The following is a 14,260-nucleotide window of genomic DNA, read 5'->3' as shown; positions in this document are numbered from 1 at the left end:
GTAGCAGCCTGTTTTTTTACATACAATGAAATATAAATAGGGTTTATAGCCAATGTAACAAAGAGAAATGTATTGATTTTTATTGGAAGGCTAGTGTGGAGAAATGGTGCTTAAAATTTGGAATCTATTAAGAAAAAAGGGTGGGAATGTGGTAACAATAAAGGGGGAAAAATGCTACATCCGCACATTCCAAGAAAAAGATGCACGAAGTTTAATGGGCCTCGTAAGCCGTAATAAATACTTTTGGTCTATTTATGAGCCACTGCAAAGACCTGAATACTATACAGTCGATGCTCAATACAAAAAAATTCAAGAAAGTCTCTATTTAATGGAGTCAAAGCGTGAATTTACTTTTGGTATTTTTGAGCATGGTACAAATAATCTAATAGGGCATATTGCACTTTATGCTGTCAAACGCTTACCGTACTCGAGTGCATTTGTTGGCTATGCGATGGATGAGATTTATGTTGGAAAGGGCATTGTCACAGAAGCTGTGAATATGGTGGTCCGATTTGCATTTGAACAAATTGGTCTACATCGTGTAGAGGCCTATGTATCGACACAAAATACTGCCTCCATGCGTGTATTAGAGAAGGCTGGATTCCAGCAGGAGGGTCTGCTAAGAAAGCTACTGTATATCAATGGTCATTGGATAGATCACTATATGTATGCACGTTTAGAGGATGAATAGAATAATAAGTGCCTATCTTCCACATAGTGAGGATAGGCACTTGTTCTTTTATTAATGTATCAAGAAATAATTTTTATTGTTTATTTCCATCTTCAATTAAATCTAGATGACCTGTATTTGGATCAATTATTAAACCATGAACAGGTACGTCTTTTACCATTAAGGGGTGATTACGAATTGTATCGACACTTTTCTTAACACTTGTTGCTACATCACCGAAACCTCGTAAAAATTCCTTTAAATCAAAACCAGAATATTCCAACATTTTAATTGTTTCTGGATCGATGCCTCGTTGTACCATTTCGCTAAGCATGGCATCAGGATCAACCGCGCTCATACCACAGTCATAATGACCAACAACATATACTTCATCAGCTTGTAGGCCATAGACAGCAACTAATAAACTACGCATAACTGCACCGAAAGGATGGCTCACTAACGCACCAGCACTTTTCACTATTTTTACATCGCCATTACGCAAATTCATCGCTTTTGGTAAAAGCTCTACAAGACGAGTATCCATACAAGATAAAACAACAATACGTTTATCAGGATATTTCGTAGTGATGAATGGCTCATATTTTTTTTCTTGTACAAACTCTTTGTTAAATTCTAGAATATCTTGTAACATTGTCATGAATATTGCTCCCTTCCTTACAAAAAATATTGTAGAGCAAAATTTTCAATATGCAAACAATAAAGACTTTATTCAGATAATTTTTACAATAAAGGAGCAGTTTCATACGCTTTAGTAGATGAAATAACTTGTAAGCTATAAAAAAACAGCTACCTATAATAGTAGCTGTTTTTTACACATTAAAATTTTTCGTTTGGCTTTGGATCTACAGTTACTGAAGACTTGCTATCTAAACCAACTTGTAGGTAGTGGATGAAGAATCCCGTTGAAATTAATAAAACTGCTGAAAAGCCAAGAACAGTTGTAATGAACATTATTAGAGCTCCTCTCTACTTAAATGATCTACTAAAATTCCCTAAAACAATTATACAATAGGTTACTAGGAAAATCTAAGGATAATTTATGACAACCTTAACATACTTAGCCTAGAATACTATTAGTAGGAATGGATTATTTAGAATGCCCAATTTCCATCACGGAATATTGGGTCTATTTGATCATCATGTGTTATTCCATCTATATTCATTTCGGTAGAGCCAATCATAAAGTCTACATGTGTCAAGCTTTGATTGAGACCATACGCACTTAGTTCCTCAGAAGTCATTTCTTTGCCGCCCTCAATGCAAAAAGCATAGGCACTACCAATGGCAAAATGATTGGATGCATTTTCATCAAACAATGTATTGTAAAATAATAGGTCGGATTGTGAAATAGGTGATTGATGTGGTACTAATGCTATTTCACCAAGGTAATGAGCACCTTCATCTGTTTCAATAAGAGAAGCTAAAATTTCTTGGCCTTGCTCCGCCTTGACGTCAATGATTCGACCATCTTTAAATGTTAATGTGAAATTATCTATAATATTGCCGCCATAGCTTAAAGGCTTAGTGCTTGATACATAACCATTCACACCTGTTTTTAGCGGTGCTGTAAAAATTTCTTCAGTTGGCATATTGGCCATAAATGTTTGGCCTTGTGTACTTATGCTACTACCCCCTGTCCACACATGGTGTGGAGGCAGCTCAATTGTTAAATCTGTGCCTGGCGCAGTATAGTGTAGTGACTTAAATTGCTTTGCATTTAAATAATCAGCTTTGCTGTGTAATTCCTGATCATGGGCATGCCAAGCTTCAACAGGATTTTCAACGTCTATACGTGTGGCTGCAAAGATAGCTTCCCATAATGCATCCATTTGCTGTTCTTCTGGAAGGTGAGGAAAGACCTTTGCTGCCCAAGCTTTAGATGGAGCAGCAATGACAGACCAGCTAAACTTATCTGCTTGTAACCATTGATAATAGTTGGCAAGTGCTTGGCCAGATGCTTTTTGGAATGCCATGATTCTATCACGCTCAATACCTTTTAATAAATCAGGATTTTGTGAGCTAATGCTTAAGAAAGCAGCACCATGTTCAGCTAACCATTCACGTTCCTGCACTTTCCAAGGTGGGAAGAAATCAAATGAGTCTTTTGGTGCCCCTTCATAGCGAGCACGTACAAGTTCATCATCGGATATATCGACAAAAACTTGTTTTGCACCATTTTTATAGGCAATTTTAGTAATTATTTGTGCGAGTTTTAGGTTATCAGTCGAACAGCTTATATAAAGATACTGATCTTTTTGGATATTTACTCCTACTTTCACCGCTAACTCGGCATATTTTAGTAATTTTGTGTCAAACGATAATAACAAAATCATATCCCCTTTCAATTTAAGACAGTTAAGTGTAATATTCTTAATTCAATATAATCAAAAATGGTCGAAATGTGAATAAAAAGCATTAATTACATCGAAAAATATATGAAATACATTTATACTAGGAATATATATATTTAAAATATGGAAAAAAAGACGAAATAACATTAGATAGTAGATTTGGAGGTTCTAGAATGGATAAGTCGTCAATTATAGGGTTAATACTTGCTTTAGTAGCACTATTAACAGGGATGGTAATGAAGGGTGTAAGTTTATCAGCATTTTATAACCCTGCAGCTATCCTAATTATCATTTTTGGTACTATTTCCGCAGTAACAATTGCCTTTCCTATGCAGGAGTTAAAGCGTGTGCCGAAGCTATTTAAAATTCTTTTTAAAGAAACAAAATTAGCAAATGATATAGAGATTATTAAAATGTTTTCACAATGGGCTGACCTAGCTCGTCGTGAAGGGCTATTAGCACTTGAAAGTAAGGCCTCAGAGATTGAAGATCCATTTTTAAAAAATGGCCTTACATTAGCAATTGATGGTCAAAATGCTGACTACATACGTGATGTCTTAACAGAAGAAGTAGAAGCGATGGAAGAACGTCATACTAGTGGAGCAGCTATTTTTACACAAGCAGGTACATATGCACCTACTTTAGGGGTTCTTGGTGCAGTAGTTGGGTTAATCGCCGCATTGGCTGATATGAATGATATCGAAAAGCTAGGACATGCTATTTCAGCTGCCTTCATGGCTACATTACTCGGTATCTTTACAGGGTATGTTTTATGGCATCCATTTGCGAACAAGCTAAAACGTAAATCTGCTTTAGAGGTAAAACAAAAAAGAATGATGATTGAGGGTATCCTTTCAGTATTAGAAGGGGAGGCTCCACGTGTAATTGAACAGAAACTATCATCATACTTAACGATGGAAGAACGTCGTCAAATTTCTGGTGAAAGCGGGGCGGGTGGCCTTGGCAAAGAAAGCTAAGAAAAAAAAGCATGATGAACATATTGATGAATCTTGGTTAGTGCCATACGCAGACATTTTAACTTTGCTTCTAGCCGTATTCATTATTTTGTTTGCCTCAAGTTCAGTCGATCAAGAAAAGCTAGAAAGAATGTCGGCAGTTTTTAATCAAGTCTTTGATGGTGGAACTAGTTTTCTAGAGCAACCTGCACCAGTGCCTACTCCGAATGCAGATAGCGACCAAACGCCACAGCAAAATTCTGCCTATTTAAAGGATCAACAGGAGTTAGCTGAAATAAAAGATAGTGTGGATAATTTTATTGCAGTAAATGAAATGGAAGATCAGTTTGCCACAGAAATGACGGATGAAGGGTTGCTTGTAACAATCCGCGATAGTATTTTATTTGACCCAGGGCAGGCAACAGTTAAACCTGAGTACGTCCCTATTGCCAAAGAGCTATCAACTATGCTGGAATCTGATCCAGCTCGAAATATTGTCATCACAGGTCATACAGATAATGTGCCAGCAGGTCCGAATTTTACATCGAATTTTCAGTTATCTGTAATGCGTGCAACTAAATTTTTAGAACTGCTTATTGAAAGTAATGACAAATTAGATCCTACGCGCTTTAGTGCAAAAGGAAACGGTGAGTATCGTGCAATTGCACCAAATGACACAGCCGAAGGACGTGCGAAGAATCGTCGTGTAGAAGTATTAATTCAACCATTAGTTACTGAGGATGGTTCAGAAACTTAGAGTACACAGTAATAAAAAGCTATTAGCAGCAGACAAATGTCTTAGGCTAATAGCTTTTCGTTTTACCTATTTTCGTAAAGATCCTAATTCAGCAACAATCGCTTGCATTTCACTTGGACTAAAAGTTTCTCTTTTCATAACCATTTCATATAGATACACTAAATCTTCATAATTTGCTTCATCGAAGTTTTCTGATTTCATTGCATCGACATTCACCATACGAAGCTTGTCCTTCATTTGATCAACCATATACATAACGTTTTCTTTAGATGGAACTGATAAATCCATTTTTTACCCTACCTTTCGTAATCCTCGCACATATCATTTCATTGAATAAAAAAAATGTCAACTCCGTATTTGGGCATTGCTTTAAAAATAGACTGTTATTGGGTAGAATAAGTGCAGAAGACTGTTTATTTATGAAATAATAGGGAATATACAACTATCAAGCAGGGGGTTTTAATATGGGTCAAAGTAAATTATTAGCATCTATTGTAGCAGGAGCAGCAGTAGGAGCAGCATTAAGTATGTTAGATCGCGCTACACGAGAAAAAACAATTGCCTCAACTAAAAAGATGAAGGAAGCCGTCTCATATTATGCAGCAAATCGAGAAGAATTGCAGGTTTTGGTAGAGGAAAAGGTACTCGCGGCAAAGGTGCTTTGTGAGAGTGTGTCAGATAATGTCAACACTATTGCTGAAAAGGTGGATGAATTTAAGGATTTACCTTCCACGATACAGGGAATGATTGAAGATACGAAATCAGCCTTTACTTTGCCTCATAAGGAGTAAAGGTCGTTTTAGGAGGAATTGTATGGAAAAGAATAAAGCAACATTGCATAACGCTTTTGGGTTTGTAAAATCGTTTGTCTCTCCAGAGGAGGGAGCGATTGATATTATGACATCCAAAGGCTTTATCCAAGATTTAATAGGTCGGCTCAAGCGAGTTGAAATATCTGCGCTTGCTGCACAATTGGCTTATTTCTTTTTACTATCGTTCTTCCCCTTACTTATTTTCTTAGTGACACTATTACCATATCTTAACTTAGAAACCACTCAGGTCTATTCATTTTTAGTGAATATCTTACCTGATGAAGTGTATAAGCTTATTGAAAATACACTGAATGAGATTTTAACAAATCGCAACAGTAGTTTACTGTCCATTGGGGTTTTAGGTACTATTTGGTCTGCATCTAAAGGCATTAATGCATTACTTCGTGCGTTAAATAAAGCCTATGATACAGAAGGGAGAGCAGGCATATTAGATAGGGGTTTATCACTTGTTTTTACAATCGCTCTCGTTATTGTTATTGCCGTTGCGCTCTTATTACCGGTCTTTGGTCAGCAAATTGGACATTTCCTATTCTCAATCGTCGGAATAGAGGAGCAATTTGAATCAGTTTGGCATAGATTAAGATGGTCAATCCCGCCATTATTGATTTTCATCGTATTAATGGGCATCTACTGGTTTGTGCCAAATACAAGTCCTCGTTTGAAAATAATGGGCGTATGGCCAGGAGCGTTATTTGCCACGCTTGCTTGGTTAGCAGTCACATATGGTTTCTCTTTTTATATTAATAATTTTGCAAATTATTCTGCTACATACGGTAGTATTGGTGGCGTCATTATTTTAATGCTCTGGTTATATTTTACGGGAATCATTTTAATCTTTGGTGGCGTATTAAATGCTACAATGCAGAAAAGAGCACTTCAAAAGGAAATTCGTCGATAAGGAAATGATCATTCATTAAAAATAGCCTCGCTAAACTCCTAAAGAGTAGCGAGGCTATTTTTACTTGATTTTAGCTGATTAAATCCATCAATTCCTCAATAAAAGCCTCAGCGGATGTCGCAGGAAGAGTAGCTTTCAAGCAAGCTGGACGCAATAATGCTGAGGCTTACTTGATGTTAAACATTTTTATTAAGCATGCGTAAACCATTTAGAATAACTAGAATTGTACTACCTTCATGCCCGATTACGCCTAAAGGCAAGTCGACAACTTGTAAAAAGTTAGAGGCGATTAATAAGACAATAACCCCGATAGAAAAGAAAATATTTTGTTTCACAATACGTTGCATTTTACGTGATAAACGAACAGCATAGGCGATTTTTGATAAGTCATTTTTCATTAGCACGACATCCGCTGTTTCAAGCGCCACGTCTGTGCCTTCACCCATCGCTATGCCAGTAGTTGCGGTAGCCAATGCAGGGGCATCATTAATACCGTCGCCGACCATGCCAACAAATTGATGCTGTGTAAGTAGGCGTTTCATTTCAGTTACCTTCGTTTCTGGCAAACATTCTGCGACGAATTCAGTAACGCCAGCCTCCTTCGCGATAACTTTGGCTGTTTTTTCGTTGTCGCCTGTAAGCATCACCACTTGAATACCAAGCTCTTTTAATAATGTAACAGCTTTCTTAGCTTCGGAGCGTACAGTATCTTTTAATGCTGTTAATGCAACAATACCGTGTTGATCGCGAATGAAAATAACTGTTTTTCCCTCTGCTGCAAGTTTAGTTACAGCATTATTTGCAAAAATGTTAGCAAGTTGCACATCAACAAATTCTGGTTTGCCTACTTGATACTCCTTGTTTTGAATCGTTCCTTTAATACCCCAGCCAGGAATATCTTCAATTGTTGCTTGTGGTAGTATGTCGATTCCTTCAGCCTTAGCATAGGAGGTAATCGCTTGGGCAAGGGGATGATTGGATTGAGATTCAATTCCTGCAAGAATTGCTAAAGCCGTATCACGTTCTACTCCATCACGGACAATAAAATCTGTAACAACTGGTTTTCCTTGCGTTAAAGTACCTGTTTTATCGACAGCCAATGCACGTAACACACTAAGATGCTCTAAATGTAAACCACCTTTAAATAGCACACCATTTTTTGCACCATTTGATATCGTAGCGAGTGTTGCAGGCATAATGGAAGCAACGAGTGCACAAGGTGAAGCAACCACTAATAACACCATTGCTCGGTAAAAGGTTGTTGTCCAGTCCCAGCCGAGCAAGAAGTGGGGAAGAACCATCATAATGGCAACACCAAGTAAAACAAATTTTACATAAGTCCCTTCAAATTTTTCGATGAATTGTTGAGATGGAGATTTTTCACTTTGAGCACTTTGAACGAGCTGTATAATTTTTTGGAAAAGGGTCTCTGAATTCGCCTTTGTCATTTCCATAGTAATAGCACCATTTAAGTTGACTGTGCCTGCAAAAACTTCGTCTCCTTCGCTTTTTGAGATTGGCAGTGGCTCTCCGCTAATAGCTGACTCATCAATAGAAGATTGGCCTTTAAAAATAATGCCGTCTGCTGGAATTCGTTCACCCGGTTTAATCAATAAATGATCCCCGATTTGTAATGTGGAAACTGATACTTTCATAGGTTCAAATCCACCACGCACTAACCAAGCTTCTTCGGGCTGTAAATTCATAAGGGCAGATATTTCGCGATGACTTTTATTCATCGCATAAGTTTCAAGTGCACCACTTACTGAAAAAATAAATATTAGGATGGCTCCCTCTGTCCAATAGCCAATTGCAGCTGAGCCAATTGCAGCTAATACCATCAACAGCTCAACATTTAGCTTTCGCTCTTCTATGGTCTCTTCAATGCCTTCTTTTGCTTTCGCGAAACCACCTACACAAAAGGCAATTAAATATAGTAGAACAGAAGCTGTTGTTTGTCCATTTGTGTCTAAACGCCATGCTAGTAAGATGAAAATTCCAGCCATTAATGCGGCAATTAGTTCGGCATGTTCTTTTATTTTCTCAATTATTCTTACGTTTTCTCGATTAGAGTATTCCATCTCTATCCCTCCTGATAATGAAAATCAATATCAAAACCTTTATAAAATAGCGTTATTTTGAGCTGTTTAATTGAAAATGGATTTCAATTACCATCTTTATTATTTAGAATTATTATAACAAAGGAATTTATAAAAATAAAGTAGGAAGTTTGATGGAGATTTTTAAACAATTTGCGAAAGGATTGAAAAAAGCACAGTCTATTCACTAGGAATATTCTGTGCCTTACAAAATTGTGCAATAAAACGAGTTACTACTGCTATCTATTATTTAATTAGAAGACTCTTTCTGCATGCAAAGCAAGTTTTTCTAATGATGATTTATCCACATCTGCATGTAGTGAGTTACCATGTGAATCCATTGTCACAACTGCTGTAAATTTTTCAACATTTAAGTGCCACATAGCTTCAGGAATACCGAATTCCATTAAATCAACACCATCAACGCCTTTAATACAGTCCGCATAGTATTGTGCTGCTCCACCGATTGCATTCAAGTAAACGCCACCATGCTCATTAAGCGCTTTTAATGTTTTTGGCCCCATTCCACCTTTACCAATGACAGCACGGATACCGAATTTTTTCATGATATCGCCTTGATAAGGCTCCTCACGAATAGAAGTAGTTGGACCAGCCGCTTTTACTGTCCAATTGCCTTCTTCATCCTTTGCCATTACAGGTCCACAGTGATAAATAACTTGGCCATTTAAATCAACTGGTGCATCGTGGCTCATTAAATGGTGGTGGATGGCGTCACGGCCAGTATACATACGACCAGTAATAGAAACGACATCACCAACTTTTAGTGAACGAATTTGTTCTTCAGTAATTGGCGCAGTAAGCTCGACTACATCTGTAGTTGTATCTTCTGTTGTAGCAGCTACTTCATTCTCTTTGAAGGTAATTTTTTCACCTTCTTGGTAGTGCCAATTCATAATTTCGCCAGTTTGAGGATCGATATCCACAGCCATACGACGGTAAGCCCAACAATTATATGCTACTGATACATAGAAAGAGGCAGGAATACGGTGCATTACGCCAATTTTACAGCCTAATAATGTTGCTTCACCACCGAAGCCCATTGTACCAATACCAAATGTGTTAGCCGTTTTAACCACATACTCTTCTAATTTAGCAAGATCTGCATTTGGATTTGTATCTTCAACATGGCGGAATAATTGCTCTTTTGCTAAATCATAGCCAGAAGAACGGTCTCCACCAATACCTACACCAATGAAACCAGCAGAACACCCTTGACCTTGTGCTTGGTATACAGAGTGTAAAATACATTTACGAATACCATCTAAGTCACGCCCTGCACGACCAAGACCTTCTAATTCACATGGTAGACTGTATTGAATGTTTTTATTTTCACAGCCGCCACCTTTGAGAATTAACTTAATTGTAATGTAATCTTTTTCCCATTGTTCAAATTTCATTACTGGCAAACCATCACCAAGATTATTACCACTGTTTGCACCAGATAATGAATCCACCGCATTAGGACGTAATTTTGCATCTGCAGTTGTATCATTGATTGCTTTTTTGATTGCAGCTTTAATTTCTAATTGATTTACGCCAACAGGAGTATAAATTTTGAAAGTTGGTAGCCCTGTATCCTGACAAATTGGTGACACGTTATCTTCTGCCATAATAATATTATTTGCGATTGTGTCTAAGCTCATTGCTGCACGAGTACCAGCATTTTCAGCTTCTTTTGCTTTTTTAATAGCACGACGTACATCCTTAGGTAAATTCGTAGATGTTTCAGTAATTAAATCGTAAAGACTCTTCTCCAAGTTTTGTAGATTCATTGGTATTGCCCCCCCATAGAAAAATTGATTATTTCCACGTTACATTATACTCTTTTCAACTAATGAAAAAAAGAGTCCTTATCTGAGACTGCTAAATTAAAGCATATTTTAATAATATAGAAGGAGAGTATTGATTTTATAGAACGTTTGTTCTAAAATAGAATAAATCCAATATTAGGAGGAACTTGCATGACTGCTAAAAATTTACTTGAATTACCAGAAGCATTCGAGCAATATAGACCATTAATAGAAGGGACAATGAAGCCTGTTGTAATGGTTAATACGGAGATCAGTAAAACAACTTTATTTCAAAGTAAGTTTGCAGGAGATCCTTATTTCCCATTGGGTATGGAATATCCAAAAAACATGAAGGGACAACCGTTGAAGCTATTAGCTCAAATTAACTTTGCAGAGGTTCCTACGCATTTACCCAATTTCCCAGAAGAGGGAATATTGCAGTTTTATATTGATGGTTATGACGATGTTTTAGGAATGGATTTTGATAATGGACAAAATCAAGAAGGCTTTCGTGTAATATTTCATGAACAAGTTATGCAAGATGAAGCACAGCTTATTCAAGATTTTTCTTTTATCGAAATAGATGATGAGGAATTATATTTTCCTGTTGAGCGTGAAATGGCATTATCCTTTACTACAAGCGTTGAGCCGATGTCGATTGATGATTTTAGAAGCAATGACAAGTATGCTAGCATCTTAACAGCTTTGGAGGATGACGAAGCATTAGAAGACAGCTTCTATGATGCTTTGACGGGTGATGGTCATAAAATTGGAGGGTATCCATTCTTTACGCAAGAGGATCCTCGAGCATATGGAGATTATAAAGATTCAATCATTATGCTGTTACAGATTGATAGTGTTGGCGACAATATTCTTTGGGGCGATTGTGGCGTTGGCAATTTCTTTATCACAGAGGAAGAGTTAATGAATAAAGATTTTAGCAAGGTACTTTATAATTGGGATTGCCATTAAAAAACAAGCGAGCACACGACGCTCGCTTGTTTTTTATTCATTATTGTTCACGAGCTTGAAATTGCTCCATTTTGTCCTCTAAATCATCCATCATTTGGATTAAGCGATCAATATCTTCTAACTCAGCTGTTTCAGGATCAAGGGCATCTAATACTTCTAGAAACATCTCAAGACGCTCTTTTAAATAGGTTACTTGTTGCTCTTTATCAGTGATTGGCTTTGACATTCGTACACCTCATTTCATCCCTTTCATCGTAGCCGATTTGAGCTTAAATTTCAATGTTTAGGGAAACACCTAGGACTAAGAGATTAATTTTAAAAAAACAATAGACAGAATATTTACAATATTGAGGATGTGTGTTAAATTTGTTTTAAGATAAAGTAAAGGAGCTGATTGAAAAAAGTCATCTGACCAATGCTAACTCGAAAAGGAGGGAGTTTAAACAAGTAATCGGTAATATTCAAAAGCCGAAAATCGTGTTTATACAATTAAATGAGGATAAGTATTAGTTAAGCCTTAGCGTAAAATCACATGTGGTGAGCGCTAAGGCTTTTTGGTATGCTGTTCTTTGGGAGAATGACTAGTTATTGGAGGGAAAAATGACGTACTTCTCAGATTACAGCACAAAAAGATTTACCATTTTAGTAGTAATTGTATCCATATCAGGCTTTTCACAAGGGATGCTATTACCGCTTATTTCGATAATATTTGAACGTGATGGGGTATCCTCTGCATTGAATGGCTTGAATGCAACAGGCTTATACATAGGAACACTACTGATTTCACCATTTATCGAGCAGCCGTTACGCAGATGGGGCTATAAACCGATTATTTTAATTGGTGGAGCACTAGTTTTTGCGTCTTTACTTGCATTTCCTCTATGGAAAAGTGTGACCTTTTGGTTTGTCCTTCGTTTATTAATTGGTGTAGGCGATCATGCCTTGCATTATGCGACACAAACATGGATTACTAGTACAGCAGATCATAAAAGCTTAGGAAAGGGAATGGCCATCTATGGCTTATCATTTAGCATAGGTTTTGCTGTCGGACCACTTATGGTGAAGCTCATTGAAATTGCTGAAGCGCTACCGTTTATCGTATCTTCAATCATGTGCCTATTTGCATGGTCCTTTGTATTTCTCTTACAAAATGAAAAGCCTGAGCGTTTAACAGGTGACTTAAATGCCAGAGGATGGCAACGATATAAACTAGCTATTTTATTTGGGTGGATTGCCTTTTTAGGCCCATTTGTTTATGGTTTTCTGGAGTCTTCACTAAATGCCTTGTTTCCTGTCTATGCATTACGCAAGGGCTTTGAAGTCGGCATGATTCCTATCATTTTATCTGTGTTTACATTTGGTGGTATTTTAACGCAAGTGCCGCTTGGTGCACTAGGAGATAAAGTAGGGAGAAGGAATATTTTGATGATTGGGTCATTTGGTGGCGCAATTATTTTCGCGATTACAAGCTTTTTAGAGCATTCACAATTCGCTGTGGCTGTCGCATTTTTCTTAACGGGTACGCTGGTTGGCTCGATGTTTTCTTTAGGGATTACATTTATGGCTGATTTGACACCAAAGGAGCTACTGCCTACGGGGAATTTACTTTGCGGAATTGCTTTAAGTATTGGTAGTTTAACAGGTCCATTTTTAGGTGGAGTTTATTTAGAATATGTAAAAAATTATAGCTTCCTTTTACTTGTGGCTATGCTTTTGCTAGCCGTTGCAATCGTTTTATTTATATTTGGACGCCGCAAGCATCAACAACCAACGATGGCAAAATAAAAAGAGCGGGGCTCATCTCCCGCTCAAAAAACAAAAAACGCCCAGCAAATCCGTGCTGTTATGGCGTTTTTTGCGTAACAAGGATGTTCCGTCCAAGTTACATAGGTTTGGCACCTAGAAAGTTATTATACAGACATGTTCTAATGAAAGCAATAAAAAAGAAAATGGGTATTTTTGGACATAATCCATCTTTCTATTTATAATAAAAGAATACTTGCTTAAAAAGGAGGTTTTTATCATGACAGAAATGAAAAAACTATCTATCCACCGTGCTTTAACAGAATTAAAAATGCTGACTCTACGAATTGAAGCAGCAACAAATGAGGTTAGCGCAGTCGTAGCTAATCGAAAAAGCAATCGTAAAATTAATGGTGTAGACATTCCTGAATATGAAAAACAAATGCAAGCATCCTATGATAAAGTGGTAGGTTTAATTTCCTATCGAAATAAAATAAAAGCGCTAGTTGTGCAGTCCAATGCAAACACAAAGGTGTTGGTGGGCAAAGAGGAAATGACTGTAGCGGAGGCAATTGAACGGAAACAATCCATTCAATACGAAAAGAATTTGCTAGAAGTTATACAGCATCAGCATCGTTCAGCTATCAATACGGTTGCAAAAGAAAATGATGCATTACCTGCAAAGCTGGAAACCTATTTAATTAACATATTGGGCAATAAAGATAAACAATCACCAGAGGAAGTCAAATTACATACCGAAACATTTATGAAAAGAAATGAGTTTGAAATCATTGATCCCCTAAATGTTAAACACCAAATTGAGAAATTGAGCAATCGGATTGAAGAATTTGAATCAGAGGTTGACGCTGTCTTATCAGAGTCGAATGCCACAACCTTTATTGAAGTACAAGTTTAACAAGATTTGCATGTCCTAGCGAAAATGGAAAACGAAAAGTCGCTCGCGCTTCAAGGCATGTGTGCGAGTTAAAACGTGAAACATGCCTTACTCCAATGGTAACTTTCAACTAAATTGATTTGAAAGCTCAAAGGTAAAAGGTGAAAGTACAAAGCTTACGTTTGAAAGTTCTTTGAATAAAAGCTGAAAATTTAACATTTAATAATCATTTAAATCCTGGGTTATTGGTTAAG

The 14,260-nt window shown here is 37.1% G+C and carries 15 protein-coding genes; 8 read left to right on the top strand and 7 right to left on the bottom strand.

The window, feature by feature from the left end; translation table 11 throughout:
• Nucleotides 1–103 precede the first annotated feature (103 nt).
• Complete coding sequence (locus LCP48_RS20005; RefSeq protein WP_004225594.1) at nucleotides 104–691, top strand: GNAT family N-acetyltransferase; 588 nt, start codon at nucleotides 104–106, stop codon at nucleotides 689–691.
• Nucleotides 692–764: 73 nt separating this feature from the next.
• On the opposite strand, the gene LCP48_RS20000 is transcribed toward LCP48_RS20005, so the two are convergent.
• The 3 genes from LCP48_RS20000 to LCP48_RS19995 form a co-directional block, all read right to left on the bottom strand.
• Nucleotides 765–1,328, bottom strand: a complete 564-nt coding sequence (locus LCP48_RS20000) for a beta-class carbonic anhydrase (RefSeq protein ID WP_004225593.1) — start codon at nucleotides 1,326–1,328, stop codon at nucleotides 765–767.
• Nucleotides 1,329–1,507: 179 nt separating this feature from the next.
• A complete protein-coding gene (locus tag LCP48_RS23385; protein WP_004225590.1) occupies nucleotides 1,508–1,642 on the bottom strand; it encodes a hypothetical protein in 135 nt (44 codons plus the stop codon).
• 140 nt (nucleotides 1,643–1,782) lie between these two features.
• Nucleotides 1,783–3,024, bottom strand: coding sequence for an aminopeptidase (locus tag LCP48_RS19995; protein ID WP_036219266.1), 1,242 nt, complete (start codon nucleotides 3,022–3,024; stop codon nucleotides 1,783–1,785).
• A gap of 191 nt (nucleotides 3,025–3,215) precedes the next feature.
• On the opposite strand from LCP48_RS19995, the gene motA reads away from it, so the two are divergent.
• Nucleotides 3,216–4,019 carry a flagellar motor stator protein MotA gene (gene motA, locus LCP48_RS19990; RefSeq protein WP_004225583.1) on the top strand — a complete coding sequence of 268 codons (804 nt, stop codon included), beginning with the start codon at nucleotides 3,216–3,218 and terminating at the stop codon, nucleotides 4,017–4,019.
• Nucleotides 4,003–4,755, top strand: a complete 753-nt coding sequence (gene motB / locus LCP48_RS19985; RefSeq protein WP_004225581.1) for a flagellar motor protein MotB — start codon at nucleotides 4,003–4,005, stop codon at nucleotides 4,753–4,755. The genes motA and motB overlap by 17 nt, the downstream gene beginning before the upstream one ends.
• A 66-nt stretch (nucleotides 4,756–4,821) precedes the next feature.
• Here the strand turns inward: motB and LCP48_RS19980 are convergent, their stop codons facing one another.
• The gene (locus tag LCP48_RS19980) at nucleotides 4,822–5,043 is read right to left on the bottom strand and encodes a DUF1128 domain-containing protein (protein WP_004225580.1); all 222 of its coding nucleotides are present in this window, start codon (nucleotides 5,041–5,043) and stop codon (nucleotides 4,822–4,824) included.
• 176 nt (nucleotides 5,044–5,219) lie between these two features.
• On the opposite strand from LCP48_RS19980, the gene LCP48_RS19975 reads away from it, so the two are divergent.
• Nucleotides 5,220–5,546, top strand: coding sequence for a hypothetical protein (locus LCP48_RS19975; RefSeq protein ID WP_004225578.1), 327 nt, complete (start codon nucleotides 5,220–5,222; stop codon nucleotides 5,544–5,546).
• Between the two features lie 22 nt (nucleotides 5,547–5,568).
• The gene (locus LCP48_RS19970) at nucleotides 5,569–6,486 is read left to right on the top strand and encodes a YihY/virulence factor BrkB family protein (RefSeq protein WP_004225576.1); all 918 of its coding nucleotides are present in this window, start codon (nucleotides 5,569–5,571) and stop codon (nucleotides 6,484–6,486) included.
• 176 nt (nucleotides 6,487–6,662) lie between these two features.
• Here LCP48_RS19970 and LCP48_RS19965 read toward each other — a convergent pair whose 3' ends face one another.
• Both LCP48_RS19965 and LCP48_RS19960 read right to left on the bottom strand, forming a co-directional pair.
• Entirely contained in the window at nucleotides 6,663–8,567 is a 1,905-nt protein-coding gene (locus tag LCP48_RS19965; protein ID WP_009371553.1) for a heavy metal translocating P-type ATPase, read from the bottom strand.
• 272 nt (nucleotides 8,568–8,839) lie between these two features.
• The gene (locus LCP48_RS19960; RefSeq protein ID WP_004230469.1) at nucleotides 8,840–10,378 is read right to left on the bottom strand and encodes a fumarate hydratase; all 1,539 of its coding nucleotides are present in this window, start codon (nucleotides 10,376–10,378) and stop codon (nucleotides 8,840–8,842) included.
• Between the two features lie 189 nt (nucleotides 10,379–10,567).
• On the opposite strand from LCP48_RS19960, the gene LCP48_RS19955 reads away from it, so the two are divergent.
• Entirely contained in the window at nucleotides 10,568–11,368 is an 801-nt protein-coding gene (locus tag LCP48_RS19955) for a YwqG family protein (protein ID WP_225340474.1), read from the top strand.
• A 40-nt stretch (nucleotides 11,369–11,408) separates the two neighbouring features.
• Here the strand turns inward: LCP48_RS19955 and LCP48_RS19950 are convergent, their stop codons facing one another.
• Nucleotides 11,409–11,594, bottom strand: coding sequence for an SE1561 family protein (locus LCP48_RS19950; RefSeq protein ID WP_004230471.1), 186 nt, complete (start codon nucleotides 11,592–11,594; stop codon nucleotides 11,409–11,411).
• A gap of 374 nt (nucleotides 11,595–11,968) precedes the next feature.
• On the opposite strand from LCP48_RS19950, the gene LCP48_RS19945 reads away from it, so the two are divergent.
• A complete protein-coding gene (locus LCP48_RS19945; protein ID WP_009371551.1) occupies nucleotides 11,969–13,153 on the top strand; it encodes an MFS transporter in 1,185 nt (394 codons plus the stop codon).
• Between the two features lie 238 nt (nucleotides 13,154–13,391).
• Nucleotides 13,392–14,027: a hypothetical protein gene (locus tag LCP48_RS19940; RefSeq protein WP_216487046.1), complete on the top strand. Its 636-nt coding sequence runs from the start codon at nucleotides 13,392–13,394 to the stop codon at nucleotides 14,025–14,027.
• Nucleotides 14,028–14,260 lie beyond the last annotated feature (233 nt).

Source organism: Lysinibacillus capsici (assembly GCF_020217405.1).
GTDB classification, from domain to species: Bacteria; Bacillota; Bacilli; order Bacillales_A; family Planococcaceae; genus Lysinibacillus; species Lysinibacillus capsici.
The sequence above is the reverse complement of the archived record's forward strand: the minus strand, read 5'-3'. Positions and strand labels throughout refer to the sequence as shown.

Coding starts and splice junctions, on each gene's coding strand:
- LCP48_RS20005 (WP_004225594.1), top strand. CDS start 104: ATGGTGCTTAAAATTTGGAATCTATTAAGAAAAAAGGGTGGGAATGTG.
- LCP48_RS20000 (WP_004225593.1), bottom strand. CDS start 1,328: ATGACAATGTTACAAGATATTCTAGAATTTAACAAAGAGTTTGTACAA.
- LCP48_RS23385 (WP_004225590.1), bottom strand. CDS start 1,642: ATGTTCATTACAACTGTTCTTGGCTTTTCAGCAGTTTTATTAATTTCA.
- LCP48_RS19995 (WP_036219266.1), bottom strand. CDS start 3,024: ATGATTTTGTTATTATCGTTTGACACAAAATTACTAAAATATGCCGAG.
- motA (WP_004225583.1), top strand. CDS start 3,216: ATGGATAAGTCGTCAATTATAGGGTTAATACTTGCTTTAGTAGCACTA.
- LCP48_RS19980 (WP_004225580.1), bottom strand. CDS start 5,043: ATGGATTTATCAGTTCCATCTAAAGAAAACGTTATGTATATGGTTGAT.
- LCP48_RS19975 (WP_004225578.1), top strand. CDS start 5,220: ATGGGTCAAAGTAAATTATTAGCATCTATTGTAGCAGGAGCAGCAGTA.
- LCP48_RS19970 (WP_004225576.1), top strand. CDS start 5,569: ATGGAAAAGAATAAAGCAACATTGCATAACGCTTTTGGGTTTGTAAAA.
- LCP48_RS19965 (WP_009371553.1), bottom strand. CDS start 8,567: ATGGAATACTCTAATCGAGAAAACGTAAGAATAATTGAGAAAATAAAA.
- LCP48_RS19960 (WP_004230469.1), bottom strand. CDS start 10,378: ATGAATCTACAAAACTTGGAGAAGAGTCTTTACGATTTAATTACTGAA.
- LCP48_RS19955 (WP_225340474.1), top strand. CDS start 10,568: ATGACTGCTAAAAATTTACTTGAATTACCAGAAGCATTCGAGCAATAT.
- LCP48_RS19950 (WP_004230471.1), bottom strand. CDS start 11,594: ATGTCAAAGCCAATCACTGATAAAGAGCAACAAGTAACCTATTTAAAA.
- LCP48_RS19945 (WP_009371551.1), top strand. CDS start 11,969: ATGACGTACTTCTCAGATTACAGCACAAAAAGATTTACCATTTTAGTA.
- LCP48_RS19940 (WP_216487046.1), top strand. CDS start 13,392: ATGACAGAAATGAAAAAACTATCTATCCACCGTGCTTTAACAGAATTA.